Raw genomic sequence first — 24,333 nt, 5'->3', positions numbered from 1 at the left:
TATAATTGTAGTTTCTCTATTTATATTATATATTTATAACAGAAAGTGATGGAAGTCACTGACAGCCAGGCAAGCATCCTTGAATTAACAGCAACAAAATACATGTCTGAAAAGGTGAAGTGGGTGGATGCACTATTTGATTTCGCCTTTAGTATTATAAATGCCATAAAAGACCTGAAGACATTTGATTCCTATTATCTTGAAAGTAAAGACAATCGGCACCAGCTGGTTAAAATATCAAAAAAATTAGAAGTGGAAAAATTTGATGTGACTAATGAAGTGAATCAAAGTCCGAATGGTAAAAAATTTATCTTCAAAGATAAAGAATTCAGAGTATTTAAAGTCATAAGGTAACAAAGAAAAGGAGCTATCAAAATGATTCTAGGAATGATCAGCCCACTTGGCATACTACTGATTGCAATGGTTATCGGTATACCTGTCTATTTATTAACAAAGCGCAATAACCATCGCTAAAAAGGAAAAAACTGACATGAAAATGTCAGTTTTTTTGCTTGCAATAAATTCTGATATGGTCTAATATATCGTTATACGATATATAGTTTAACGATATAAAGGGTGACGATATGAATAATCAATCAGCTTTAACAGAAAGTATCTACTATATTTTATTGTCATTGGATGAACCTCTTCACGGTTATGGCATTATCCAGAACATCAAAGTGCTTTCCAACAATCGCATTAATATGGCGGCAGGTACTTTGTATGGTGCATTAAATACATTGATTAAAAAGGATTGGATTGAACTGGTCAGTGAAGACGGACCGAAAGGTAAGAAGGAATATGTACTGACAAGAGCAGGACGAGAAGTATTGATACAAGAGATCTCAAGATTGAAAGAACTAAGTCTGAATGGCGAAAAATTCTTAAGAGGTGATAGTCGATGACAAAAGTAGTGCGTAAATGGTTTTTAGTACATAACTATCAGAAGGAAGAAGACTGGTTGAATGAGATGGCAGCGCAAGGATATCGTTTGAAGAAAGTGGCTCTAGGAAAATATATGTTTGAAGAAACTACAAAAGATGAGACAGTAAGAATGGTATTCATGGATCAAAACAAAGAGGAATTTATAGAATTTATGGAAGACATGGATATTGAGCATGTCGACACTTTGTCTAACTGGGGCTATTTTCGAAAAGAAAATATGTCTGAAGAACCTAAATTTGAGATGTTTTCAGATAATGAGTCAAGAATTAAACATTTATCAAATATACTGAAGATGTTACTTATGTTCCTGGCTATGAATTTATTTTCTGCATACTCTAATTTAGCAATTGGTGAACAAGTACCTAATACTTGGAGTGTAGTGGTGGGTATCCTATCTTTATGTGTTTCTTTTTTCGTTGCGCTCGTTGCCTATAAAATGTACATGAATATTAAGGCACTGAAAGAAAATAATAGAATACAGCACTGATAACAAAACCACTCAATATAAATGATTGAGTGGTTTTTAATGTCTATGATCTTCTTTCGGCGGCACGGGGTCATAGCCGCCTGGATGGAAGGGGTGGCATTTCAGGATACGCAGGGTGGTCAGGTAGCTGCCCTTCAGTGCGCCGTGTGTCTCGATGGCCTCCATGCCGTACTGGGAGCAAGTCGGATGGAAGCGGCATGTCGGCGGAGTCATCGGTGAGATATAATTGCGGTAGAAGCGGATGATGGCGAGTAGGATTTGTTTCATGTCAGGCTCCTTTTAGAGTTGTTTTATCTATTATAGTGCAGTTGCATGGACTTTTCAGTTCTCATGCTTACTATGATAAACTAAAGAAAAGACTGAGTGTGAGGTAGGGCGATGGAATTTAAGGATATTGAAGGAAATACAGTGATTCTGAAGACGGATGAACCCGTGCATCATCATGTCTTGATCATTCCGATTATGGGGCAGCAGTTTTTGCTGACGAAGCATAAGGAGCGGGGCATCGAGTTCCCGGGTGGCAAGAGAGAGAAAGGGGAGTCGTCTTTAGAAGCAGCGCACCGTGAGCTGTTTGAGGAGACAGGAGCTACAGGCAGTCTGCAATATGTCACGAGCTATACGGTCATGACTGAGCGTCCTTTCACTAAAGACGTCTTCAAGGCGGACATTACCGCTATCAGTGAGCAGGTGCATTATCATGAGACGGAGGGGCCTGTGATTGTGGGTTCACTGGATGATGTAGTGGAATCTGAGCGAAGTCGGCTGTTACAGGATGACTGTATTCAATATATCGTACGGGAGATGATAGTATGTGGCTCAGCAAAACACGGGTAGCTGCGGATTATTTTGACCGCGGCTTTTATGAGGTGACCTATCAGTCTGATGAGCTGGAAGTGACGGCGATGCTTCTTGACCATCCGGCACCTGAACGCATCGTCATCTATCTGCGCGGTGGTAAGGGGGGCGTCGGCATGGTCAGACCGGTACGACTGATGCAGTTTGCGAATGATCAGACCTTGGTCATCGGACCTTATTACCGCGGCACAAAAGGCCAGGGTAAAGATGAGTTCGGCGGCGCGGATCTTGAGGACGTGCGCGCGTTGGTAAGAGAACTGAGAAGTCAGTACGGCGAGTTGCCGATACACTTAGTCGGTTTCTCAAGAGGCGGTATCCAGGGGCTTCTCACCTATCAGGATGTCGGCGCCACTTCGTTCATTATATGGGGCGGGGTCAGCGATATTTATTATATGTATGAAGAGCGGCCGGACTTACGCGGTATGATGAAGCGGCTGATCGGCAAGCCCGACGTCAACCCGGATGCATATGACAGCCGGAACGGTTATCGCCATGTGAGAGCGGACAGCCCCCCTGTTATGATTATCCACGGTACAGCTGATGTACAGGTCGGGATTGAACATGCTTATATACTCGAAGAACGGTTCAAGGAGCTAGGTGTTCCCTATGAATTACATATCTACGAAGAAGAAGGGCATGTCTTCACACCGCCGCATGAAAGGGAGATTTTAAGGAAAGTCCAGGAGTGGATGACCGCTGTAGAACACGATAAAAGATGATAATTGCACCAAGTCACAGAGAAAACTGGTGCAAAAACAAGTAATTGCACCAGGTCTTCCTGAAAAGGAAGTGATGTCGTCTATTAGACACCAGAAAAACCCTGTCCTCTGATCCATGGCGTCACGTCGCCACGAGTATCCGTCATATCCACTTTCAGAGCACCAGGTCTCTCACCTGGCCATAGCACTTGTTATCTCTGCCTGAGCTGTCCATTGTGTCCCTAACTCCTCAGAACGTCTGTATGAAGCCCGTAATCCGTCCTGAACGTCCTATGTTCCCTCTTTGATTCAGCAAACCCTATTCATGTCTTTTTGATATCTGCTCGTCACTGCCTGGGTGACTCACGAGTGGTAGAAGAGTGGAATCATGCAAACTACCGTATATGCCTACGGTCAAAGTGACAAATCCCGTAGACATGCTGGATGAATTTGTTGGTCAATGGCTCCAGCCCACCGTTCCTTTTTTTACATGAAGAACACCCGAAACATGTACTGCCGTATGAAGTTGAGGCAAACAAAAAGACAGGTAGCCTACTTACGCTACCTGTCTTTTGTAATCTCTTCCTTCAACTTTTTTCTCGATTTGAGCCAAGTCTATTGAAGTTTTACCTCTTCCCCTATATAATGTCCTTATAAGCAAAGGTTACTTTTGCTACACAAGATATAATATTAGGAAGATCGGTAAAATCATGATTACGTTAGTTGCGTTAACGTAAGATTGAGGTATGAAAGAAGCTCCAACTTCTTTCATGCCTGCCGGTCTTTTTAATTTGTCTTAATTATACAGTTGATTGGAAAGGATATGCAACATTACTTTTTATTAATTTAATTAATAATTAGTTAAATATAACGAATTTAGATAAATATCCTACAAATTCACTTCCATCCATTAATATCATAGATTAAATTCATTTATACGCTTTAAAAATTAGTTTTAAAAAAAATCTCATTATATATTAATGAGATCTTTTTTATTTAGTATCTATAAAACTCTTATAAAAACTTGATAGTAAATTTATATATACTATTCGTATCTCATACCAGTACAATCTTTATATTTCACTTTATTTAACACCCATGTATTATCTTTTTTTTCTAAAGTTACTTTTAAATATTGTCCATAGGTACGATAAATATAATTATCTTTTCTATTTGATTGTGTGTATTTTCCTAATATCTTTTTATACTGGTTAAAATTAACATTTAAATTGCGTAAATTAAACTGAATATCCGTGATATCACTGTCTGGCATAAGCGTTCTATAAAACTTTCCTTCTGTTCCTAGTTGAATATAATTATTGTACTTATCTAAGAAAATCGCTTTACCAATCTTATTATTATAAGTTTCTTTTGCAGGTTTACCCAACACAGTTTTCGCTTTGTAGTAAGAGGTATTGAGTGCAAGAGTTTTATAACTATAGTCTCCTTGTTTCATTTCTTTTACTAAGCCAGGAGTTACCATAGTATTAATATTATAATTATTATTTATACTTTCTTCAGCATGTGCTTTATCTGCCATTATACTCATACTCAGAATTGAACCAGTAATTAATGTATAAATGAACATTTTTTTCATTATTTTTTCCTCTTCTCTTTATGATTTATTGTAAAGGTATGGGTTGCAGTTTTTTTATTATCAATGAGATTTCCGTTTTCATATCCGTTACATGAGATACGAGGTTGATATTCATTTTTATTAATTATATCTTTTATTGAAGGTCCTGGAGTAAGTTCGACCAGATATTTAATGTTTGGCTCATCAGAAAAGGTAATATATCGCGCATACGTATCGAGCTTAGAATTATAAAACTTTTCTTCTTTTACTATTTTATCCGTCAGTTCATATTGTGAGAGTACTTCATCGATTTTACTTTGAGCAATATTATTTCTTATTAAAAAAAAGATATAAAAGTACATCCAATTACAATAAAAATTATCAATAATTTAATAAGTTTCAAATATATTCTTCCTTTTCCAGATATATATAATAAAGTTGTAAATATATCTTGTTTTTTACTTTTTCATTATATACTTAGATTTGTAATTAAATCAATGAACGGAGAAAATATTATGAAAAAATTTGTAACTTGCGTTATGTTTTCTTTTTTGACTTTTGGTTTTTTTAATTTACCATCAGCTTACGCTGAAGAATATGTTGCGCCTAAATCTTATTCTGAAATGATTAATTCTGGTGAAATTGATCCTACTCAAATAACAGAGTCACAATGGAATGAATTTCTAGCTAAAGACAAAGCTGATTTTGAGAATTATAACAATGCAAGTGTCCCTGTACCCACAGATGGCGGGATGACCGAAGAAAGTTTTCAAATCAAGTCAGGTGATATTCTTGTTACTGATCGCTCTGGTTCGCTTGGTGCTGGATTAACTGGACATGCTGCTATATATGTTGGCGACGGTCATGTAATTGAAGCAAAAGGTCCTAAATATCTCTCAAATATGTATAACTTTTCAGACTTTAAAGCAACTAATACTTACAGTTATCATACAATCAAAGTTTATCGTTCTAATAGAGACGGTTGGGGAGCAAAAGCTGCAACTTATGCAAAATATCATATGAGAAATATCAAATATTTTATTGATTTAAATGCATGGACAAAAAATAGCACCTATTGTTCAAAATTAATATGGCAATCATATTATTATGGTGTAGGTCCCTCAGCTACTAAATATGATCAACAATATCAATTAATTACACCATATGGAGTTCATTCTGATATTGTAGGAGTTGGCTATGATCCAGTTCATGTTTATAAATAATTTATTCAAAATTTTGGAAAATAACATGTCGAATTTAAAACACATTATCGTAAAAAGTAGATTTTGCTTTTTAAGTATTATTTTGATGTATTTTGTGTTTTCCAGTGATGTTATGTTGGGCGCTACTACACAACCTGAATATATACATTTAGATTCTGTAGATATTGAATCTGCTGCTAAATTAACATTAGGTGAAGATTTAAATAGAGTTAGGTCAAGTGTATATTTGGATAATCCATTAGGTACTGTTTTTAGTGGTATTGGGCGCTTAACATATGAAAGTGTCCCTATAGCTACTGGATTTGTTATAGATGATTATACTTTTTTAACTAGTGCTCATTCTATCGATGATCCAGATGCGACAAAACGTTATCAAACTGCCGATTTGACTAAATTTAAATTCCAGCCTGCTGTTCAAAATGGAAATATTAAATATAATTTTCATCCTGCTGAGTTATCTTTGTAAGTGGAACAGATTTAGCAATTATTCATACAAAAGAAAAAATGACTAATATAGATATTCGACCTATCAAAATTGCTAGCGACTATGAAATATCACAGCTTCAGACTGGTGATCGTATACATTTAGCTGGATATCCTGAACTACCTACTAATATTAATATGGAAAAATTATATTGGTCTCCAAGTATATTTCTAACTAATATTGATAATAAAATTGATGGTACTACTGTGGATACTGTCGTTTCTATGGCCAGTGCTATTACTTCATCGGGAAGTTCTGGTTCACCTATTATGACGAAAGATTATAAATTCTTCGGCGTGCATTTTGCATCTTTTAAAGAATATGAAGATGTGTACTTAACAGGTGGGGTATTAATAACTGGATATGTCCGAAAAAAAATTATTAATAATATGCGTTAATATATGAAAAATAAGAGGTGTATGAAGTAAAATTTAAAGATAATTTTGCTTCATACACCTCTTATTTTTTACTGTAAAAGAATATTCCATGACTATAAAACTTCGAAATTAATAATTTATATTTATCCATTAATTATTAATTAAACATATTCATCATTACATTACTAATTGATTCATTGATCACATCTTGATTAATTCCTATATATCTAAGTGTCACAGACTGTGAGGAATGGTTAAAAAGATCCATCAACAAAGCCACGTCCTTAGTTTTCTTGTAGTAATGGTAACCAAATGTTTTACGCATTGAGTGTGTACCGACTTCACTTAAGCCGATTGATTTTGCTGAATGGTTTAATATTCTGTAGGCTTGTACACGGCTAATCGGTTTATCATTCCCGTCAGAATCGAGTTTATTACTTTTAAACAGATAATCTTCATCCTCTAAGAACTGAATATAACGATCAATATCCTCCTTTAGGTGATAGAGGGGGATTTGTTTCTGCTTACGGGTCTTCTGCTCTCTTAATTTAATCGTATAGTCCCTGATATCCTTTTTCTTTAGTCCCAACAGGTCACTGACTCTCAGACCGCAGTTGATGCCCAGGTTAAAGAGGAAAACATCCCGTTCTGATCCATAATAGGCGAGGGCCTCCTTCATCTCCTGTATCTTCCTTACATCTCTGATAGGCTCCACACTGTTCATCTAACTTCCTCCGACCTTATTTTATGAAACATGCATAAATTACGCAGTATGCTTTACGCTGCTTAATGTGTAACTTACGCTGTATTATTCTCAAAAACACTCCTATATGATACGTAGAATGTATGTATTGATATCATTATGATACATTATTTCGGACATAAAAATAAAACCCTTTGGTTGTGGGGTTTATCATGTAACATAATTACCATTGTGTTACATTAAATTATCTTTTAAAGAACTTGCTGAAGAATCCTTTGGGAGCGTCTTCCCTTAAATCTTTATAGAAATCATCGACTTTGTTCTCTTTCATGTCAGCTCTTTGAGTTTCTATCTCCACGTATAGCTGATCTTTGTCGTCTTTTTCCTGTCTTTTGTCATTTTCTTTAAGTTTAACTTCAAGCGCCTTTATTCTATCGTTGCTTTCCAACGCTAATGCTTGCTGATTATGTAATAATTTTTGCTGATTGTCTAAACTTTCATTTAACTTATTGATTTGTATATCTTTAACATTCATTTGATTTTCTAAGAAAGATATTTGCTTTTCTTTATCATTTAACTGTTGCTTTAAGAGATTGATAATATCGTCCTGAAGTTTTTTATCTTTAGCTTCTTCTTTTTGAGTAGGCTGTTCATCGACTTGATTATCCATATCAAAAATCATTTTTAGATTTATTTTCTCATTTAATGGTTTTTGATTGTTGATGCTTTCTCCTATTTTTAATGCTTGTTCATCCGTTATAACAAGTGCATTATCTACTTTTTCTAATTCTATATTTAGTCTTCTAGCATGATTTAATACCGTCATTAACAAAGAGAAAGGGTGGTTTTTATTATCGTAGAGGTGAGAAAATCAAAGTTGTTTTTCTTGATGGCAAAGCTGTGACTGGAACATATTTATTTGGCGCAAAATATGAGATTTACATCAAAACAGATGAAGGTAAGGAACTGAGGATTTTCAAACATGCTATGAAGTATGTCTATGTCACTGATTAGTTTTACAAAGAGAACTGAATGAGATATAATGTAGTTAACAATTAAGATTTCCATAGAAACACCGAACCCCCTGACTGCTGGAACAGGCAGGGGGTTTTTAGGTGCTGGTATGCCGTCTTAATCCTTACGTTGATCTAACCAGTAACCAGTGAGAAAACAACGCAAGTGCTACGCCCACATACAATGGCGCAATTACGTTAACAATTAAGATTTCCATAGTTGTCCACCTCCTTCCATAAGATCTCGCCTATGGAAGTAAAGACGGCTTACTCATTATACCGAATTGCTTTTATTTCTTCTAGGTGACCTACCTTATTCTTTTTACCATGTAAAGACTAGTGACATAATAAGGATAACGATAAACATCAGGAGGATATACGATGACTAATATTGATTATGAAAAAGAAATTCAAGCCTTTGAAGAAAAAAAGAAACAATTATTAAAATAAAAGCGTGATAAAGACAGGGAAGAACTTCAGACATTAAAAGAGAGGGAAAACTGGTGCAAAAACAAGTAATTGCACCAAGTCTCAGGGAAAGCTGGTGCAAAAACAAGTAATTGCACCAAGTCTCGGAATACTTGCTATAAAAAACCCCCTTCACTGACCATTACAGTGAAGGGGGTTATCTCTATTATCCGCGGTATTTGAAGCCGCCTTTTTCTTCGATTTCCGGTGATTCGAACTGCTTGAAGTTCTCCTGGAACATTTTCGCCAGTTTTGTAGCTGTCTCGTCATAGGCATCATCTGATACCCATGTGTTACGAGGCAGGAGCAGCTCAGAAGGAACACCAGGCACTGACTTCGGAATGTTTAAGCCGAAGATATCATCCTGGACATATTCAACATCTTCAAGGCCGCCGCTGATGGCACGACGGATCATGGAACGTGTATATTTCAGGTTCATCCGGCTGCCGACGCCGTATTCGCCGCCTGTCCAGCCTGTGTTGACCAAGTAGACTTTGACGCCGTGCTTGTCGATCAGGTCACCTAACATGTTCGCATATACAGTGGCATGCAGTGGCAAGAATGGTGAACCGAAACATGTTGAGAATACCGGCTGCGGGCTTGTGACGCCGCGTTCTGTTCCGGCAAGTTTAGATGTGAAGCCACTTAAGAAGTGATACATCGATTGTTCTTTGGTTAATTTAGAGATTGGAGGAAGTACACCGAATGCATCTGCTGTTAAGAAGATGATTGTTTTAGCATGTCCTGCATAAGACGGCAGGACGATATTGTCGATGTTATCAATTGGATAAGCGGCACGTGTGTTTTCTGTCAGAGATTTATCAGAATAGTCAGGTGTCCCGTCTTCTTCCACTTTGACGTTCTCAAGGATAGCGCCGTAACGGATGGCATCGTAGATCTGCGGTTCTTTCTCACGTGTCAGATCAATCGTTTTGGCATAGCAGCCACCTTCGATATTGAAGACCCCTTCATCGTTCCAGCCGTGCTCATCGTCACCGATCAGTTTACGCTGTGGGTCTGCTGATAATGTGGTTTTACCTGTACCTGATAAACCGAAGAAGAGGGCAACGTCCTTATTCTCACCGACGTTCGCTGAACAGTGCATACTCATGATGCCTTGCACCGGCAGGTAGTAGTTCATGACACCGAAGATCCCTTTTTTCATTTCGCCGGCATATTCAGTTCCGCCGATCAGGATGATCTTATGTTTGAAGCTTGTAATGATGAAGGTTTCTGATTTTGTGCCATCTACTGCCGGGTCTGCCTTGAAGTGAGGGGCAGAGATGATCGTGAATTCAGGATCAATAGCCAGGCCTTCCTCTTTTGTTTCAGGACGGATGAACATGGTACGGGCAAACATATTATGCCAAGCGAGTTCGTTGATAACCTGTAATTTTAACTGTGAGGCTTTACTTGCGCCGGCATAGCCGTTGAAGACATAGACTTTTTCCTTGTTATTTAAATAGTTCAGCACTTTATCGACTAACTTCAGGAAGACTTCCTCTTCAATCGGCTGGTTGACAGCACCCCAGTCGATCTTATCTTCCGTCTCTGCTTCACGCACGATGAAACGGTCTTTCGGTGAACGGCCTGTATATTTACCGGTTTCAGTGCGGATGGCGCCTGACTCAGTCAGTTCCCCTTCGTTATTCTGAATAATTTCGTTGATTAACTGTGTACGTGATAACTGTTTCAGTGTAGACGGTTTTTCCAGCAGCTGATTGATTTCTGCCACGTAATTTTCATTCATTTAATAATCCCCCATTAGATGATTGATATGCTGATGTAAGCATTTTCACTCATTAGTATAGCATAATGAAAATCATATGCCATCTCACATATTTAATGTTAGAAAATTCATAAAAATAGTACATTTTGAGTTTTTAGTTAAACATGTTGACGGTTTACACAAAGTTTAGTATTATCTTACTTGCGGATTCTCTTATCCAGAGTGGTGGAGGGACATGGACCCTTTGAAGCCCAGCAACCTTTTGAGTAAGGTGCCAAACCGTTTGCAGATCTCATCTGAACGATAAGAGTGAATGGACTTGTATTGTCGAGCCTTTCTCTCTTAACTGTAGGGAAAGGCTTTTTTCTATGGATTGAACCGTAATCATATATATAAAAGGAGAATTATCTATGGCAGATCGTAAATTATTTACTTCTGAATCAGTAACAGAAGGACACCCGGATAAAATTGCGGACCAGATTTCTGACGCAATTTTAGACGCTATTTTGACAGGAGACCCGAAAGCACGTGTGGCATGTGAGACATCAGTGACGACAGGTATGGCACTGATCGCCGGTGAGATCACGACTTCTACTTACGTTGATATCCCGAAAGTCGTGCGTGAAACAGTTAAAGAGATCGGTTATACCCGCGCAAAATTCGGTTATGACTATCAGACGATGGCTGTATTGACAGCGATTGACGAGCAGTCACCTGACATCGCACAAGGTGTAGACCGTGCGCTTGAAGACCGTGAAGACTTATCGGATTCAGACATCGAATCTATCGGTGCCGGCGACCAAGGCTTAATGTTTGGTTTTGCCTGCAACGAAACAGAGAGCTTGATGCCGCTGCCGATTTCACTTTCACACGAACTTGCACGCCGCTTAACAGAAGTACGTAAGAACGGTACGCTTGACTACTTACGTCCGGACGGTAAGACACAGGTAACGGTTGAGTATGATGAGAACAACAAGCCTAAACGTGTGGATACTATCGTCATCTCTTCTCAGCACCACGAGAAAATCGAGCTTGAGCAGATTCAGGCTGACATTAAAGAACATGTCATCAAACCAGTTGTGCCGGCTGAATTAATCGATGAGGAAACGAAGTACTTCATCAACCCGACTGGCCGTTTCGTTATCGGTGGACCGCAAGGGGATGCCGGTTTAACAGGCCGTAAGATCATTGTGGATACTTACGGTGGCTATGCGCGTCACGGTGGCGGTGCATTCTCTGGTAAGGATGCAACGAAAGTTGACCGTTCAGGCGCATACGCAGCACGTTACGTTGCGAAGAACATCGTAGCAGCCGGCCTTGCAGATAAAGCAGAAGTTCAGCTTGCCTATGCAATCGGGGTCGCACATCCGGTTTCAATCTCAGTGGATACGTTCGGTACAAGCGACTATTCTGAAGTAGAACTGGTGGAAGCAGTCCGCAGCACATTCGACTTACGCCCGGCAGGTATCATCAAGATGCTTGACCTGCGTCGTCCGATCTACAAGCAGACAGCAGCATACGGCCATTTCGGTCGTACAGACGTTGAACTGCCTTGGGAACAGACAGATAAAGCAGAGGCACTGAAAGCAGCTTTAGCGAAATAATAGACGATTATAAAGACAGGGAGCAGAGGCTTCCTGTCTATTTTTGTGAAATGAGTAGATCGGTCCAGTGTAAAAATAACTTTTTAATGATGAAAGCAGTTTTTATGTGCAAGTCTCTGCTCATTTATCTATGAAAATTACTGAACTTCCCGCTGAACTTCTTTATAATATGAATAAGACAATAAAGAAGGAGAAGATCTATGAACTTATCTGAATTAACCCCCCTGCATTATGGGCTGATTGCACTTGCTGTACTGGCACTTGTATTTCTTGTGCTCTGGCTGATGTCAAACGCAAAACGTAAACGTGAACAGGAAGAGCTGGCAGCACGTCATGAATCAGAGCGCCGGTCCTTAGCCGCGTCGCTTGAAGAACAGGCTGCTAAAGAACAGGCAGCGCAGGCGGAAGCCTTCGACGCTGAACGTCAAGACCTGAATCATCAGCTGTCGGAGAAGGCGACACAGATTGACAGTCTGAAGCTGCTGACAAAAGACGGCGGAGAATATCTGACTGACTTCACATTAATCCAGCTGAAGGATCGTCTCGTGCGCAATGAACGCATCCGTCCGGAAGATATGCATGTGCTGGCTAATATCTTCCTGCCTGGCCGTGATTTAAAGCGGACAGAACGACTCGCCCATCTCGTCATGACACGCACCGGCGTTTATCTGCTCGAGTCTTATTACTGGAAAGGGCATATTTATCACGGCGTCGATCAGTCACAGTTTTCAGTGGACCCGATGTTCGAGCACGTCTTCAGTCTGCTTGACCTGGATAAATATATCGAACACACTATCGCGATGGAACGTGATGCCGACCGTGACGTCGTCTACTTCAAATCGCTGAATCAGAATATCGCGGACTTGAAGCGTCATGCCGAGCTGCTGCAGGAGACATTGCACCTGCAATATCCGGTGACCCCTATCATGTATTTCAATAAAGAGGGACATGATGCAGGAACAATGGATAATTATTCTCGTGATAAGAATGTCAAGGTCATCGTCGGTGAAGACGAGCTGGAAACATTCTTCGAGAAATACGTTTTCCATGGCCGCTTCCAGTATTCTGTAGAGGAACTGGCACATATGCTGGATGAAATAGAACGGTTGAACCCGTAGACAAGGAGGTCTTGATGACCTCCTTGTTTTAATAGCGGCCCTGAAGGGGTATAGATGATTAATCATGAATGAAGGAGTGTTGGAAGATGGAACAGACAGTCACATTTCATAATGGCAATACGATGCCGAAGGTCGGCCTCGGTACTTTCCGTATAGAAGAAGGACAGGAACTGGTAGAAGCAGTCAAGCATGCCATTGTGTCAGGTTATAGAAGCATCGATACAGCTCGTATCTATGATAACGAGCAGTCAGTGGGTGAAGGTATCCGCCAGGGTATAGAAGCGGCAGGTATCAGCCGCGCTGACTTATTCATCACGACTAAACTATGGCTGGATGACTACGGCTACGAAGAGGCACAGGCTGCCTATCAGGCATCACTGGACCGCCTCGGCCTCGATTATGTCGATCTTTATCTGCTGCACTGGCCGGGACAGGATACCCAGCTCTATATTGACAGCTGGAAGGGCCTCGAGAAACTATATAACGACGGCAAAGTACGTAATATCGGTGTCAGCAACTTCAACATCGAACATCTGGAGCGCTTACTGGAAGAGGCATCTGTGAAACCGGTCATCAACCAGGTGGAGTTCACACCTTACCTGAATCAGCAGGCGCTGCGTGACTATATGAAAGAGAAGTTCATTGTCGCGGAATCATGGTCGCCACTGATGAACGGTGAGATTCTGACCAATGAAGTGGTCATGGATATCGCCGAGAAACACGGCAAGTCACCGGCTCAGATCATCATCCGCTGGAACATTGAAAAGGATGTCGTGATCATTCCGAAATCAGTGACACCGAGCCGGATCGAAGAGAACTTGAATGTCTTTGATTTCGAACTGACTGAAGAAGACCTCTATGAACTGGATCAGCTGAATGAAGACCGCCGTAACGGGCCGGATCCAGCTGAATATAACGGTCACTAAAAAAATGTCGAGTATCGTAACGATACTCGACATTTTTATTTGTCGCCGTTGACACTAGGCGTCGTCTTGATGCTGTCTGCGCCGCTCTGCACGACACCCGGCGCTGCTTCTTTAGTATGTCCCTGTGTATCTCTATATTTGATGCCGGTCTCCTCAATATGTTCATCCAATTCTCGGAGGGTCTTCTCTGTCTGATCTTCAGCCATGCTTCTCATCCTTTCACTCTGTTTATAATCTCTACCCGTATTGGGGAATGATATAGCCTGATTCTCAGAGAAAATAAAAATAATCAGATCAGCCAGCCTGTCAGATAAGCGAGCAGCGGCAGACTGACGGAGAGGGCAATATATTGAATAGACTTCAGCCGATCCTTGTCAAACAGCTGCACACTTTCCAGGGCAAAGGTCGAAAATGTCGTGAAACCGCCCATCATACCGGTGCCGAAGAAGAGATAGACGGTGTCCAAGTGCGAGAGAAGACCGAGCATCAATGACCCTGCTGTATTGATCAGTAAGGTCATCCACGGAAAGCGGCCGTTGAACTGACTGAGATAGACACGTATGACGGCGCCGAATACAGCACCCAGACCGACCATCAGCAAAACAGTCGCCTCCCAGCTCTCAGACCGAGATAACTCAGCAGGAGGCCGCCCGCCATCGTCAAGATGATATAGCATAAGCCTAGTGACAGCTGTGTTTCCAGCAGATGGATACTATCCGCGCTGAAAGTGGAGAAGGTCGTGAAACTGCCAAGCATCCCTGAAGTCAGGCCGACTTTAAGATTCTGATTGTCAAAGGGATAACTGGCTGAAAATGCGAGTAGAAATGCACCTATAAGGTTGACAGTCAGCGTCCCCAGATAAGAAGCATCGCCCGTGAGCAGTGTCAGGCTGTAGCGTAGTATGGCACCGATAAATGCGAAAACACCTACATATAGATATTTCATGCCGAACCTCCATCAAAAAAGACTGTACACCTGTACAATCTTAAATAATACCGAACAGCAGCATGCCGCTGATCAAGTGATAAATAATGACAGCCAGGATGACGAACTGCCAGATCTTAGCTGCGGACTGAAATGTTGCCTCAGGATGCTTCATATAACGGTCGAGCATGATGACACTGATAATCAATAGAATGGCATTGACCAGACCTGAAAACAGAATGATTGAAGTCACTGAACCGAAGAGCTGACTGAGCAGGGGATTCTTCACGCTGAGCAGCATACTCAGAACGACCAGAACAACAGATATAATAAAATAGCGACGTGATTGCTTCATATTCATACTCCTCTGAAAAATTAGTATAGGCTTATTTTAGCATATAGCATCTTGCTTGTATTTGTATTTTAGAAGCTTTATAGTGAGGTTGACTAAAGTGCTAGGAGGAAATGAAGATGAGAGACTTAAAGGTAGAAGTATTTGCAGATGGTGCAGATATCGAACAGATGAAATCAGCGTATCAGAATAAAGAAGTGGATGGCTTCACAACGAACCCATCCTTAATGGCTAAAGCAGGCATCAAGGATTACAAACAGTTCGCTGAGGATGCAGTCAATGCCATTCCGGATGCATCTATCTCATTCGAAGTGTTCGCTGATGATATGGAGACCATGCGTAAAGAAGCAGAAATTCTGATGAACTACGGCAAGAATGTTTTCGTCAAGATTCCGGTTGTCAATACACAAGGTGAATCCCTTATCCCGTTAATCAAAGAACTATCAGCTGAAAATGTTCAGTTAAACGTCACTGCGGTCTATACCATCGAACAGGTGAAAGAAATCGTCGACGCTGTAAAAGAAGGCGTACCGACTTATGTATCAGTCTTCGCAGGACGAATCGCTGACACCGGCGTCGATCCAATGCCGCTCATGAAAGAAGCGGTGGAAGTCTGCCACAGTAAAGCAGGCGTCAAACTACTCTGGGCAAGCTGCCGTGAACTGTATAATGTCATTCAGGCAGATGAGATCGGCTGTGATATCATCACCTGTCCAGGTGACGTCGTGAAGAAACTGCCGAACATCGGCCGTGACATCAACGAATTATCAGTAGACACAGTCAAAGGCTTCGCGAAAGACATCAAGACAAGCGGCCTAGCTATCCTCTAATTTAATATTTCGAGACCTGGCAATAGCCAGGTCTTTTTGTTTGGAGTTTTAAATGCTTTATTCACATTTTGTAAATGTGCATTTACATCATTGGGTTTGAAAGCGTATACATTTTCTGAAGTGCTACATTTATAATAAATAACAGGGAGGCGATTATTTGCTTGACACGAGATCTCGTACTCTATTGGAAGTTCTGATTTTTTCTCCCGGTGTTTCGAATGTTGACTTACAAAAAAAATTGAACATTTCAAGAAGACAAGTAGATTATGCATTAAATAAATTGAATAACTGGCTGATAGATAATGGGATGGATGAAGTAGAGAAGGAGAAAGGACGATATAGTTTAACTGAATTCACTAAAAATAAAGTTGTAATAGAAACAAAAGACGTTTCAGAATCCTATATCACTAATGAAAATGAAAGAACAACACTCCTTTATATATACATCTCCTGTGCACAGGAATATGTTTCACTTGAACATTTCTCACAGTTATTTGATGTCAGTAAAAATACGATAATCAGAGATTTGAAGACCTTAGGGAAAAAGCTCGCAGACTATGGACTTGAAGTGATGTATACAAGAACAGAGGGTTATAGGATAGTGGGCGATGAAACAGAGATCAGGAACCTGTTGTTTAAAGCCATCAATGAGATTAATGAAGTCTATGAGTTGAATCTTCTGCTACTGAAAACAATGGAGCTGGTGCAGGAAGATATTGATACCATGGTTGAAAAACTGGATATTGTTGAACAAGTATTAGAACGGAAATTTGCAGATAGTTACTTCGACCAATTACCTTATCATGTTTATGCCATTTTACGCCGTGTCAATAAACATCAGACGAACGATAAAGAATTTTTCATTGATTACACAGGCATCTCAGACACTAAAGAGTTTGAAGCATCAGAAATACTCTTAGCTGATCAAAATCTGGATGACAAGGTCAAGATGTATATAGCGCTCAGGTTGCTTTCTACGCCTATACGTTCTAAATCAATCACAGATGCTAGTTTACCTGAACTTAAAGAAATAATCTCAAGATGCGTTATTAATTTTGAAAAGTTGGCCTGTATCAATCTACAAGATAAACAACAATTATCTGAAAAACTATATACGCATATTAAACCGGCTTATTTCAGGATTAAATATAATTTGACAACAAATTATCGTCATCTTGCAGAGCTGGATGATAAATATGAAACATTGTTCAATCTTGTAAATGAAAGCTTCAAGCCTCTTGAGACTTACTTGGAATGTGAGATTCCAAGAGAAGAAATGATGTTGATTACATTATTTTTTGGTGGAAACTTAATTGATACACAAGAAGTGGTCCAGACAACCGTCAAAAAGGCCGTAGTCGTCTGTCCGAACGGGATTACCATCTCCAGTCTTTTGGAAAGCATACTCATTAAGTTGCTACCGGAAATTTATTTTGAGCGCTCTATGTCTGTGCGAGAATTTAATCAAAGTCAGTATCATTATGATTTCGTATTCTCTCAAGTCCCTTTACAGACTGATCTGAATTTGATCATGATAGGCGATCTGCAATCTGGTGAAGAACGATTGAAGCTGAGGAGACGTATTATCAGTCAACTTTACGATTTGCCGGATATAGAATTCAATTCTGATAAGGTATTTGAGCTAATCAGGAAATTTGCAGATATCCATGATGAAAAGGGTTTAAAAGATGCATTGATCCATTACTTTTCAGATGGAAAGATTATATCGGCGCCTTCAAACTTTGCTAAAGGTCTTGAGACTACATTACTGCCTGATAGCATACAGGTTGTAGAGCGGGTAGCAGATTTTCATGAAGCAATCACTATAGCATCCCAGCCTCTACTCGAGAAGAATATTATCAGCCAACACTATATCGATAGTATGAAAGAGGAATACCAGGCAATTGAACCGCATATACTGTTACGTATGAAAATTGCGCTGCCTCATAGTGATATCAATAACGGGTCCCATGGCTTAGGATTAAGTTTTCTGAAGCTTAACCAGCCGCTAGTGACCGCTTATGGTGAGATTTATTTTATAGCTGTACTAGCTGCAAAAGATAAAGAATCTCATCTGGATAGTGTACTCCAACTTATTAAGATTGCTGAGAATGACCATGTTCTTGATCAATTACAGTCTTCTACAGATAAGTTGAAAATTTATGAGTTATTAACAAGTTTTAAATAAAGGACGTGTCAAGATGTTACAACCCTTTTTGCATGAAGCATTAATTTTTCATCATCAAAGTTTTAGTTCTAAAGAAGAACTATTCAGTCATATCCAGCAAGAAGCACTGAAGTCTGGATATATCACAGAGCAGTTTGAAGAAAAAATTGCAGAACGAGAAAAAAGCTTTCCAACAGGATTGGAAGTAGGAAACTTGAATATAGCCATTCCTCATACTGATCCTGAGTACGTTCTGAAACAATTCATCGCAATCTATACACTGAAAGAGCCAATCAAGTTTAGAAGAATGGATGATCCGTCAGCTGATACAGCAGTCAGTATTGTATTTGTACTCGGATTAAATGAACCTCACGCACAGTTGGAAGTTCTGCAAGACTTAATGGCAAAACTACAGGATCAGAATTTTATCAGTGACATTCACCAGGCAACATCAATTCAAAAAATTATCGAGAAATTTTAGGAGGAAATAACAATGAAAAAAGTATTAGTAGCATGTGGAGCAGGTATCGCAACATCAACAGTCGTAACTAATAAAGTGGAGAATTTAATAAAGGAACATCAAATTGATGCCCAAGTAGAACAATGTAAGATTGCAGAAGTTAAAGGCAAGCAAGCAGATGCAGATTTAATCGTCTCAACGACTATTCTTCCGACAACATATGATATTCCTGCCATTGTCGCTACCGCTTATATCACGGGAATCGGCATGGATAAGCTTGACCAGAAGATTTTAGATGAACTTCAAAAATAAATTTAAGTGTAGGTGATGGGGATGGACAAATTAATGGATGGTATGCAGTATATCCTGAATTTAGGACCTACTGTTATTCTGCCGATAGCTATTACGCTTATTGGATTGTTTTTTAAGACGGGCTTTACAAAAGCATTCAAAGCAGGTTTGACAATTGGTATCGGTTTTGTCGGTATTAACCTGGTGCTAGGTGTGCTGACCGGATCACTTGGACCCGCAGCGAAGGCGATGGTTGATCGATTTGGCTTGAATCTGACAGTGATTGATGCTGGATGGCCAGCAGCAGCAGCTATTTCTTTTGCTTCTCCTGTGGCGGCTCTTCTTCTACCTCTCTGTTTGATAGTCAATATTATATTAATTGGACTTAAAGTGACAAAAACGCTCAATATAGATATTTGGAATTACTGGCATTTCATTGCGGCTGGTGCAACTGGATATGTTCTAACTAACAATTGGTTTGTTGCAATCTTCCTGGCAATTGTGATGCAGATTGTTGTTTTAATTATTGCAGATAAAACACAGCCTATGGTAGAAAAGTTTTATGGACTTGAGGGCATCTCATTGCCGACTGCTTCAACTATCTCATTTGTTCCACTTGGATACGCAGTGAGCTGGATTCTTCATAAAATACCAGGGTACGACAAATTAAAAGCAGATCCTGAAAATATTCAGAAACGTTTCGGTATCTTCGGAGAGCCAATGATGATGGGCTTTATACTTGGTTTGGCAATTGGCGCATTAGCAGGTTTTGATTTCGGTAAAATTCTGAATACCGGTATCTCAATGGCAGCAGTTATGTTCCTGTTACCACGTATGGTTAAGATTCTGATGGAAGGTCTTATACCTATTTCTGAAGCGGCACGTGACTGGCTGCAAAAACGTTATGAAGGACGCGACTTATATATCGGTCTTGATGCCGCTCTTGCAGTAGGACACCCGGCTGTAATGTCTACAGCATTAATTTTAGTACCTATCACTTTATTACTAGCAGTCATCTTACCGGGAAATGCAGTTCTTCCTTTTGGTGACTTGGCGACTATTCCTTTCTTGGTGGCATTCATTGTTGGATTTAATAAAGGAAATATTATTCATTCTGTCATTGTCGGCACTATTGTTATTGCTTTTTCTTTATACATGGCAACAGATTTCGCTCCAACATTTACCGCTATGCTAGAAAGTGCAAAGTTTGACATGCCTAAAGGTGCGACACAAGTCTCTAACTTGGATACGGGTGGTAACCTGTTGAACTGGTTGGCACTTAAAGCAGGACAACTATTACAAGGTATTTAAAATATAGGAGATGGCAAATATGAAAGCAGCTTTAAAAAGTGAACAGGGATATAATCAGATGTCAGTTCAAGAAATTGCTTCACCTGAAGTAAAAGGAGACCTGGTAAAAATTAAAGTCAAGTTTACAGGGATCTGCGGGACTGATATCCATACTTATAAAGGAGAATATGCAAACGCACGATTACCTTTAGTCCTCGGACATGAGTTCTCAGGAGAAGTAGTTGAAGTGGGACCTGATGTCACTAAAGTTAAAATAGGTGATCGAGTGACCTCTGAAACAACTTTTGAAACATGCGGCGAATGCGAATATTGTCAAACAAAAGATTATAATCTATGTCCTTATCGCAAGGGAATAGGTACTCAACAGAATGGATCGATGGCTGAATTCGTCATCAGTCGAGAAGAAAGTATTCACATTCTTCCGGATAATGTTTCTTTTGAAGCGGGGGCTTTAGCAGAACCTGTAGCTTGTGTTGTACATGCCGCCCTCGAAAAAACATCGATTGAACCGACAGATGTCATTCTTATTCTCGGGCCTGGACCGATTGGCTTGCTGCTCGCACAAGTTGTAAAAGCGCAAGGGGCAAAGGTCGTTATGACTGGAATTACGGCGGATGCGCACCGACTTGAGTTTGCTAGAGAGATTGGTGTTGATCTGACAGTTGACACCATGAAAGAAAGTTTGAAAGCTATTTTGGACCTAGAGACACAGGGGAAAGGTCCTGACAAAGTGTTCGATTGTACAGGTGCTATACCTGCAGTGAATGAGGCACTGCCACTTATCAAGAAAAAAGGGACGTTTGTTCAGGTAGGCATCTTTAAAGATGCTATAACACCTATTGATACTAATGCGATTATACAGCGGGAAATCAATTACGTTGGATGTCGTTCACAAAAACCTTCTTCATGGCCGATAGCTCTGAAACTACTCAGTGATGGTTCTATTGATGCTGATAGAATGATTACGAGTAAGTTTAGCCTGGAAGATTTTCAGCAAGGATTTGAAGCGGTCATGGCAGGCACAGAAATGAAAGTATTAATCGAGTCATAATAAACCGGCTGTTGATAAAACAGCCGGTTTATTTTTGTAATAAATACAATTTTCTGATTATGAAGTATTGCATGATGATTATGAGTAGGTTATATTATAAGTAAGCCAGATAATTACACTAAAGGAGGAATCTTGTGGCCTCAAAGATCGGGGATAAAGTCTTATCCAGAAGAAAAGAACTCAGAATGACACAAGCCGATCTTGCTAAAAATATCTGTACACAAAGTCAGGTCAGTAGAATCGAGAAAAATGAAATTATGCCGAGTTCAGAAACACTCTATCAAATAGCGCGTCGACTGAATGTCAGTATGGATTATTTCTTTGGTGTGGAACCTGTCAATAATACGATACGCGGCAAGAAAATATGTGAAGATTATTTAGAATCGAAAGAATTTGAGACACTTGAAGTCTTCGTCGATGCCCAGCTGCAGACAGTGCTGACCGAATACGAGCATCGCTATCTGACGTGGGTCAAAGCCGTATGTGCAGGCTATACGAAGCCGGATTTAGAAATTGCCATCAAGATGCTTGAAGAATTACTGGAAAATCCGATCAAGTATCAGGATAATGAGCTTGAAGCAAGTATCCATAACTCTTTAGCGATTTTCTATAGAAAATCTAAAGAACCTGAAAAGGCAGAAACTCATATTCGAAAAGCAAGATATATTATAAATGAAAATCATTTATATAATGAGGCAGCTGCGAAAATTTATTATCAATATGCAACTTTTTTAATGTCTGAAGATAAATTTGAGGATTGCCTCGATATTGCTAACGAAGGTATTGAAATCTGTATTAAGCATAATGTCCTTTTCTTGCTCGATAATATGATTTATCTTGCAAGCGGTGCAAAACAAGAAATGAATATCATTTCACAAAAAGATCGTGACTTATGCAGTGTAGGCTATGGTCTTGCAAAGATGAAAAACAATACAGTTTTAATTGATTTATATGAGCAAGAATTAACACAATATAATCTTTTATAAAGCGGAGGAATATACTATGAAAAAAAATCTTTCAAAAGCACTTTTAACTTTCTCAACATTGGCAGTTCTTCTTGGTTTTGCTGGCCCGTCAGTGTATGACGCTACAAGTCCGTTATATGGTATTAAAGTAGATATTGACGTCCACTAATCATCTCTTCTTTCAGCCGAACTCTTTATGGGGTTCGGTTTTTTTTATGGGCTTTTTTGGGTATGATAGAAAAGACTGAATTCAGGAGGTTAATTTTGGCGGCTAACAGAACTTCTATCAAACGTCTTGAGATGCGTAATAAATTGATTCTTGTCTGTATTTTACTGCTTATGGCACTGGCTATTTATCTGATTTATCTCATATCGAAGGAAGCACAGGAAGAGAAATTCAGGGATCAGCATGTCGTGGTCGGCTATACTTACCGACAGGCCTTACAGCGTCAGATGCATGCGAATGCTGTGGCGTCTGATGGCGTGAAGTGGTCGAAGGCGACGCGTTCACAGATAGCTCGCTACTTGCGACCTGAACCCTATTATCAACATTCAGAGCAGAAGTATCAGTTCCTGAACCTGCGCAAGCCGCAAGGGATCAGTGCGGGCAAGCTGGATGAACTGCTCAAAGGGAAAGGCATACTGGAAGGGCAGGGGGACGCATTCCGTGAGGCTGCCCGTCAATCTGATCTCAATGAGATTTACCTGATCAGCCATGCCCAGCTGGAGACAGGGAAAGGGGCCAGTGAACTCGCAAAAGGGCTGAAAGTGAATGATAAGGGGCAGCTGGATTCGGACGGCAAGACTTACTATAACTTCTTCGGTGTCGGTGCCTTTGATCATGATGCAGTCGCAGAAGGTGCGAAATATGCACAGCAGCAAGGGTGGGATACACCTGAGAAAGCGATCAAAGGCGGGGCCCAGTTCATCGCCAGGGAATATCTGTCACGCGATAATCAGTATACCTTATATTCGATGCGCTTCAATCCGGTTGACCCGGGCAGGCACCAGTATGCGACAGATGTGATGTGGGCCCATCATAATGCGAGACAGATGGCCAAGTACTATCACAAGCTCGGCTTAGAAGGTAAATTTTTTACAAGACATTACTATAAGAAATAGCAGCGTCCAGGATGTGATGTCCTGGACTTTTATTTTACAATATTTAAGGAAACTTTAAGGTAACTGGAAATTTGAGTATGTTATGATGAAAAAGAGGTGAGATAAAGGATGACATGGATAGAAGCTTACAAAAGATTTTGGCAGAATGCCTTCAAGATGCGTGGGCGGGCAAGACGGAAGGAATACTGGATTCCGCAGCTGGTGAATACAGTGATCGGACAAATCATCGAACTATTCTTCACGATGAGCGGCGGAGCGAAGCGGTTTGCAGTTGCTATGGACGGTGAAGCCATCATCAATTACGGCAATCTGATCTGGCTGCTCCTTATACTGATTCCGACATTCACAGTGACCGCAAGAAGACTGCAGGACATCAATATCAACGGCTGGTGGGCCATACTGCCTATATTCGGCTGGTATATCGTACTGGGCACAATGATTGCGATACTGATGATACCGGGTGTCGAAGAATACTTAAGTGACCCTGACAGACTGACGACAGCATTAACGACCAGCACAATCGCCGGTATCACCCTCGTTATCATGTCTATCGTCTTCTTTGTCTTCAGCGTCTTAGACAGTAATCCGCGACCGAACAAATACGGCGATGATCCGAAGAAAGATGAACGCTATTTATACCAAGGAGAGATGTAA

Annotated in this window: 31 protein-coding genes and 1 riboswitch; of the genes, 21 read left to right on the top strand and 10 right to left on the bottom strand. The window is 40.1% G+C overall.

The window, feature by feature from the left end; translation table 11 throughout:
- Positions 1-48 precede the first annotated feature (48 nt).
- From QSV55_RS08440 to QSV55_RS08430, 3 genes are all read left to right on the top strand, one after another.
- A complete protein-coding gene (locus tag QSV55_RS08440; RefSeq protein WP_289649878.1) occupies positions 49-354 on the top strand; it encodes a hypothetical protein in 306 nt (101 codons plus the stop codon).
- Positions 355-584: 230 nt separating this feature from the next.
- The gene (locus QSV55_RS08435; RefSeq protein WP_133431282.1) at positions 585-905 is read left to right on the top strand and encodes a PadR family transcriptional regulator; all 321 of its coding nucleotides are present in this window, start codon (positions 585-587) and stop codon (positions 903-905) included.
- Positions 902-1,432: a DUF2812 domain-containing protein gene (locus QSV55_RS08430; RefSeq protein WP_289649877.1), complete on the top strand. Its 531-nt coding sequence runs from the start codon at positions 902-904 to the stop codon at positions 1,430-1,432. Before QSV55_RS08435 ends, QSV55_RS08430 begins: the two co-directional genes overlap by 4 nt.
- Positions 1,433-1,468: 36 nt before the next feature.
- Here QSV55_RS08430 and yidD read toward each other — a convergent pair whose 3' ends face one another.
- Positions 1,469-1,699 (bottom strand): membrane protein insertion efficiency factor YidD, encoded by a 231-nt coding sequence (gene yidD, locus QSV55_RS08425; protein ID WP_289649876.1) that lies wholly within the window; start codon positions 1,697-1,699, stop codon positions 1,469-1,471.
- Positions 1,700-1,810: 111 nt separating this feature from the next.
- On the opposite strand from yidD, the gene QSV55_RS08420 reads away from it, so the two are divergent.
- Both QSV55_RS08420 and QSV55_RS08415 read left to right on the top strand, forming a co-directional pair.
- Entirely contained in the window at positions 1,811-2,266 is a 456-nt protein-coding gene (locus QSV55_RS08420; RefSeq protein WP_289649875.1) for an NUDIX domain-containing protein, read from the top strand.
- Positions 2,242-3,006 carry an alpha/beta hydrolase family protein gene (locus QSV55_RS08415; protein WP_289649874.1) on the top strand — a complete coding sequence of 255 codons (765 nt, stop codon included), beginning with the start codon at positions 2,242-2,244 and terminating at the stop codon, positions 3,004-3,006. Before QSV55_RS08420 ends, QSV55_RS08415 begins: the two co-directional genes overlap by 25 nt.
- 1,024 nt (positions 3,007-4,030) lie before the next feature.
- Here QSV55_RS08415 and QSV55_RS08410 read toward each other — a convergent pair.
- A complete protein-coding gene (locus QSV55_RS08410; protein WP_289649873.1) occupies positions 4,031-4,582 on the bottom strand; it encodes a hypothetical protein in 552 nt (183 codons plus the stop codon).
- A gap of 494 nt (positions 4,583-5,076) precedes the next feature.
- On the opposite strand from QSV55_RS08410, the gene QSV55_RS08405 reads away from it, so the two are divergent.
- Genes QSV55_RS08405 through QSV55_RS08395 form a run of 3 tightly spaced genes read left to right on the top strand, consistent with a single transcriptional unit; the run spans position 5,077 to position 6,666 of the window.
- Positions 5,077-5,784 (top strand): YiiX/YebB-like N1pC/P60 family cysteine hydrolase, encoded by a 708-nt coding sequence (locus QSV55_RS08405; protein WP_289649872.1) that lies wholly within the window; start codon positions 5,077-5,079, stop codon positions 5,782-5,784.
- Positions 5,759-6,250 carry a hypothetical protein gene (locus QSV55_RS08400; RefSeq protein WP_289649871.1) on the top strand — a complete coding sequence of 164 codons (492 nt, stop codon included), beginning with the start codon at positions 5,759-5,761 and terminating at the stop codon, positions 6,248-6,250. The genes QSV55_RS08405 and QSV55_RS08400 overlap by 26 nt, the downstream gene beginning before the upstream one ends.
- A gap of 38 nt (positions 6,251-6,288) precedes the next feature.
- Positions 6,289-6,666: a hypothetical protein gene (locus QSV55_RS08395; RefSeq protein ID WP_289649870.1), complete on the top strand. Its 378-nt coding sequence runs from the start codon at positions 6,289-6,291 to the stop codon at positions 6,664-6,666.
- A 136-nt stretch (positions 6,667-6,802) separates the two neighbouring features.
- Here the strand turns inward: QSV55_RS08395 and QSV55_RS08390 are convergent, their stop codons facing one another.
- The 4 genes from QSV55_RS08390 to pckA all read right to left on the bottom strand — a co-directional run bounded on the left by QSV55_RS08390 (position 6,803) and on the right by pckA (position 10,579).
- The gene (locus QSV55_RS08390) at positions 6,803-7,369 is read right to left on the bottom strand and encodes a tyrosine-type recombinase/integrase (RefSeq protein WP_289649869.1); all 567 of its coding nucleotides are present in this window, start codon (positions 7,367-7,369) and stop codon (positions 6,803-6,805) included.
- A 223-nt stretch (positions 7,370-7,592) separates the two neighbouring features.
- Positions 7,593-8,174, bottom strand: coding sequence for a DUF536 domain-containing protein (locus QSV55_RS08385; RefSeq protein WP_289649868.1), 582 nt, complete (start codon positions 8,172-8,174; stop codon positions 7,593-7,595).
- 312 nt (positions 8,175-8,486) lie between these two features.
- Positions 8,487-8,579 (bottom strand): type I toxin-antitoxin system Fst family toxin, encoded by a 93-nt coding sequence (locus QSV55_RS08380; protein ID WP_289649867.1) that lies wholly within the window; start codon positions 8,577-8,579, stop codon positions 8,487-8,489.
- A gap of 416 nt (positions 8,580-8,995) precedes the next feature.
- Positions 8,996-10,579, bottom strand: coding sequence for a phosphoenolpyruvate carboxykinase (ATP) (pckA, locus tag QSV55_RS08375; RefSeq protein WP_289649866.1), 1,584 nt, complete (start codon positions 10,577-10,579; stop codon positions 8,996-8,998).
- Between the two features lie 189 nt (positions 10,580-10,768).
- A riboswitch (SAM riboswitch) is annotated at positions 10,769-10,868 on the top strand.
- 100 nt (positions 10,869-10,968) lie between these two features.
- Between pckA and metK the strand changes: the two genes are divergently transcribed.
- The 3 genes from metK (at position 10,969) to QSV55_RS08360 (ending at position 14,206) form a co-directional block, all read left to right on the top strand.
- Positions 10,969-12,162 (top strand): methionine adenosyltransferase, encoded by a 1,194-nt coding sequence (gene metK / locus QSV55_RS08370; RefSeq protein ID WP_133451592.1) that lies wholly within the window; start codon positions 10,969-10,971, stop codon positions 12,160-12,162.
- A 200-nt stretch (positions 12,163-12,362) separates the two neighbouring features.
- Positions 12,363-13,280: a nuclease-related domain-containing protein gene (locus QSV55_RS08365; protein WP_133451593.1), complete on the top strand. Its 918-nt coding sequence runs from the start codon at positions 12,363-12,365 to the stop codon at positions 13,278-13,280.
- Between the two features lie 86 nt (positions 13,281-13,366).
- Complete coding sequence (locus QSV55_RS08360) at positions 13,367-14,206, top strand: aldo/keto reductase (RefSeq protein WP_289649865.1); 840 nt, start codon at positions 13,367-13,369, stop codon at positions 14,204-14,206.
- Positions 14,207-14,241: 35 nt separating this feature from the next.
- On the opposite strand, the gene QSV55_RS08355 is transcribed toward QSV55_RS08360, so the two are convergent.
- The 4 genes from QSV55_RS08355 to QSV55_RS08340 all read right to left on the bottom strand — a co-directional run bounded on the left by QSV55_RS08355 (position 14,242) and on the right by QSV55_RS08340 (position 15,485).
- Entirely contained in the window at positions 14,242-14,412 is a 171-nt protein-coding gene (locus QSV55_RS08355; protein ID WP_289649864.1) for a hypothetical protein, read from the bottom strand.
- A gap of 83 nt (positions 14,413-14,495) precedes the next feature.
- On the bottom strand, positions 14,496-14,801 hold the full coding sequence (locus QSV55_RS08350) for a fluoride efflux transporter FluC (protein WP_289651067.1): 306 nt from the start codon (positions 14,799-14,801) through the stop codon (positions 14,496-14,498).
- Entirely contained in the window at positions 14,801-15,151 is a 351-nt protein-coding gene (locus tag QSV55_RS08345; RefSeq protein WP_289649863.1) for a fluoride efflux transporter FluC, read from the bottom strand. The genes QSV55_RS08350 and QSV55_RS08345 overlap by 1 nt, the downstream gene beginning before the upstream one ends.
- 40 nt (positions 15,152-15,191) lie before the next feature.
- Positions 15,192-15,485 carry a hypothetical protein gene (locus QSV55_RS08340; protein WP_289649862.1) on the bottom strand — a complete coding sequence of 98 codons (294 nt, stop codon included), beginning with the start codon at positions 15,483-15,485 and terminating at the stop codon, positions 15,192-15,194.
- Positions 15,486-15,601: 116 nt separating this feature from the next.
- Between QSV55_RS08340 and QSV55_RS08335 the strand changes: the two genes are divergently transcribed.
- The 10 genes from QSV55_RS08335 to QSV55_RS08290 all read left to right on the top strand — a co-directional run bounded on the left by QSV55_RS08335 (position 15,602) and on the right by QSV55_RS08290 (position 24,333).
- The gene (locus tag QSV55_RS08335) at positions 15,602-16,312 is read left to right on the top strand and encodes a transaldolase (RefSeq protein ID WP_289649861.1); all 711 of its coding nucleotides are present in this window, start codon (positions 15,602-15,604) and stop codon (positions 16,310-16,312) included.
- Between the two features lie 157 nt (positions 16,313-16,469).
- On the top strand, positions 16,470-18,500 hold the full coding sequence (locus QSV55_RS08330; RefSeq protein ID WP_289649860.1) for a PTS sugar transporter subunit IIA: 2,031 nt from the start codon (positions 16,470-16,472) through the stop codon (positions 18,498-18,500).
- Between the two features lie 13 nt (positions 18,501-18,513).
- A complete protein-coding gene (locus QSV55_RS08325; RefSeq protein ID WP_289649859.1) occupies positions 18,514-18,960 on the top strand; it encodes a PTS sugar transporter subunit IIA in 447 nt (148 codons plus the stop codon).
- A 12-nt stretch (positions 18,961-18,972) separates the two neighbouring features.
- Complete coding sequence (locus QSV55_RS08320) at positions 18,973-19,251, top strand: PTS sugar transporter subunit IIB (RefSeq protein ID WP_434784197.1); 279 nt, start codon at positions 18,973-18,975, stop codon at positions 19,249-19,251.
- Between the two features lie 21 nt (positions 19,252-19,272).
- Entirely contained in the window at positions 19,273-20,541 is a 1,269-nt protein-coding gene (locus tag QSV55_RS08315) for a PTS galactitol transporter subunit IIC (protein WP_289649858.1), read from the top strand.
- Between the two features lie 19 nt (positions 20,542-20,560).
- Positions 20,561-21,592, top strand: a complete 1,032-nt coding sequence (locus QSV55_RS08310) for a zinc-binding dehydrogenase (protein WP_289649857.1) — start codon at positions 20,561-20,563, stop codon at positions 21,590-21,592.
- Between the two features lie 134 nt (positions 21,593-21,726).
- Positions 21,727-22,578, top strand: coding sequence for a helix-turn-helix domain-containing protein (locus QSV55_RS08305; protein ID WP_289649856.1), 852 nt, complete (start codon positions 21,727-21,729; stop codon positions 22,576-22,578).
- Between the two features lie 16 nt (positions 22,579-22,594).
- Positions 22,595-22,726, top strand: coding sequence for a hypothetical protein (locus QSV55_RS08300; protein ID WP_289649855.1), 132 nt, complete (start codon positions 22,595-22,597; stop codon positions 22,724-22,726).
- Positions 22,727-22,821: 95 nt separating this feature from the next.
- Positions 22,822-23,679: an N-acetylglucosaminidase gene (locus tag QSV55_RS08295; RefSeq protein WP_289649854.1), complete on the top strand. Its 858-nt coding sequence runs from the start codon at positions 22,822-22,824 to the stop codon at positions 23,677-23,679.
- A 108-nt stretch (positions 23,680-23,787) separates the two neighbouring features.
- On the top strand, positions 23,788-24,333 hold the full coding sequence (locus QSV55_RS08290) for a DUF805 domain-containing protein (RefSeq protein WP_289649853.1): 546 nt from the start codon (positions 23,788-23,790) through the stop codon (positions 24,331-24,333).

Origin of the sequence: Macrococcus bovicus, from assembly GCF_030376725.1 — a bacterium.
Lineage (GTDB): Bacteria > Bacillota > Bacilli > Staphylococcales > Staphylococcaceae > Macrococcus > Macrococcus bovicus.
Note: the sequence above shows the minus strand (reverse complement) of the source record. Positions and strands in the feature narration are given on the sequence as shown.

What these genes read in the sequence shown, in the direction of transcription:
- QSV55_RS08405 (WP_289649872.1), top strand. Translation starts at nt 5,077, where the DNA reads ATGAAAAAATTTGTAACTTGCGTTATGTTTTCTTTTTTGACTTTTGGT.
- metK (WP_133451592.1), top strand. Translation starts at nt 10,969, where the DNA reads ATGGCAGATCGTAAATTATTTACTTCTGAATCAGTAACAGAAGGACAC.
- QSV55_RS08290 (WP_289649853.1), top strand. Translation starts at nt 23,788, where the DNA reads ATGACATGGATAGAAGCTTACAAAAGATTTTGGCAGAATGCCTTCAAG.
- QSV55_RS08355 (WP_289649864.1), bottom strand. Translation starts at nt 14,412, where the DNA reads ATGGCTGAAGATCAGACAGAGAAGACCCTCCGAGAATTGGATGAACAT.
- QSV55_RS08395 (WP_289649870.1), top strand. Translation starts at nt 6,289, where the DNA reads ATGACTAATATAGATATTCGACCTATCAAAATTGCTAGCGACTATGAA.
- QSV55_RS08345 (WP_289649863.1), bottom strand. Translation starts at nt 15,151, where the DNA reads ATGAAATATCTATATGTAGGTGTTTTCGCATTTATCGGTGCCATACTA.
- QSV55_RS08300 (WP_289649855.1), top strand. Translation starts at nt 22,595, where the DNA reads ATGAAAAAAAATCTTTCAAAAGCACTTTTAACTTTCTCAACATTGGCA.
- QSV55_RS08440 (WP_289649878.1), top strand. Translation starts at nt 49, where the DNA reads ATGGAAGTCACTGACAGCCAGGCAAGCATCCTTGAATTAACAGCAACA.
- QSV55_RS08420 (WP_289649875.1), top strand. Translation starts at nt 1,811, where the DNA reads ATGGAATTTAAGGATATTGAAGGAAATACAGTGATTCTGAAGACGGAT.
- QSV55_RS08320 (WP_434784197.1), top strand. Translation starts at nt 18,973, where the DNA reads ATGAAAAAAGTATTAGTAGCATGTGGAGCAGGTATCGCAACATCAACA.
- QSV55_RS08325 (WP_289649859.1), top strand. Translation starts at nt 18,514, where the DNA reads ATGTTACAACCCTTTTTGCATGAAGCATTAATTTTTCATCATCAAAGT.
- QSV55_RS08390 (WP_289649869.1), bottom strand. Translation starts at nt 7,369, where the DNA reads ATGAACAGTGTGGAGCCTATCAGAGATGTAAGGAAGATACAGGAGATG.
- QSV55_RS08340 (WP_289649862.1), bottom strand. Translation starts at nt 15,485, where the DNA reads ATGAAGCAATCACGTCGCTATTTTATTATATCTGTTGTTCTGGTCGTT.
- QSV55_RS08315 (WP_289649858.1), top strand. Translation starts at nt 19,273, where the DNA reads ATGGACAAATTAATGGATGGTATGCAGTATATCCTGAATTTAGGACCT.
- QSV55_RS08310 (WP_289649857.1), top strand. Translation starts at nt 20,561, where the DNA reads ATGAAAGCAGCTTTAAAAAGTGAACAGGGATATAATCAGATGTCAGTT.
- QSV55_RS08335 (WP_289649861.1), top strand. Translation starts at nt 15,602, where the DNA reads ATGAGAGACTTAAAGGTAGAAGTATTTGCAGATGGTGCAGATATCGAA.
- QSV55_RS08380 (WP_289649867.1), bottom strand. Translation starts at nt 8,579, where the DNA reads ATGGAAATCTTAATTGTTAACGTAATTGCGCCATTGTATGTGGGCGTA.
- QSV55_RS08385 (WP_289649868.1), bottom strand. Translation starts at nt 8,174, where the DNA reads ATGACGGTATTAAATCATGCTAGAAGACTAAATATAGAATTAGAAAAA.
- QSV55_RS08365 (WP_133451593.1), top strand. Translation starts at nt 12,363, where the DNA reads ATGAACTTATCTGAATTAACCCCCCTGCATTATGGGCTGATTGCACTT.
- QSV55_RS08410 (WP_289649873.1), bottom strand. Translation starts at nt 4,582, where the DNA reads ATGAAAAAAATGTTCATTTATACATTAATTACTGGTTCAATTCTGAGT.
- pckA (WP_289649866.1), bottom strand. Translation starts at nt 10,579, where the DNA reads ATGAATGAAAATTACGTGGCAGAAATCAATCAGCTGCTGGAAAAACCG.
- QSV55_RS08415 (WP_289649874.1), top strand. Translation starts at nt 2,242, where the DNA reads ATGTGGCTCAGCAAAACACGGGTAGCTGCGGATTATTTTGACCGCGGC.
- QSV55_RS08350 (WP_289651067.1), bottom strand. Translation starts at nt 14,801, where the DNA reads ATGGTCGGTCTGGGTGCTGTATTCGGCGCCGTCATACGTGTCTATCTC.
- yidD (WP_289649876.1), bottom strand. Translation starts at nt 1,699, where the DNA reads ATGAAACAAATCCTACTCGCCATCATCCGCTTCTACCGCAATTATATC.
- QSV55_RS08435 (WP_133431282.1), top strand. Translation starts at nt 585, where the DNA reads ATGAATAATCAATCAGCTTTAACAGAAAGTATCTACTATATTTTATTG.
- QSV55_RS08430 (WP_289649877.1), top strand. Translation starts at nt 902, where the DNA reads ATGACAAAAGTAGTGCGTAAATGGTTTTTAGTACATAACTATCAGAAG.
- QSV55_RS08400 (WP_289649871.1), top strand. Translation starts at nt 5,759, where the DNA reads ATGATCCAGTTCATGTTTATAAATAATTTATTCAAAATTTTGGAAAAT.
- QSV55_RS08360 (WP_289649865.1), top strand. Translation starts at nt 13,367, where the DNA reads ATGGAACAGACAGTCACATTTCATAATGGCAATACGATGCCGAAGGTC.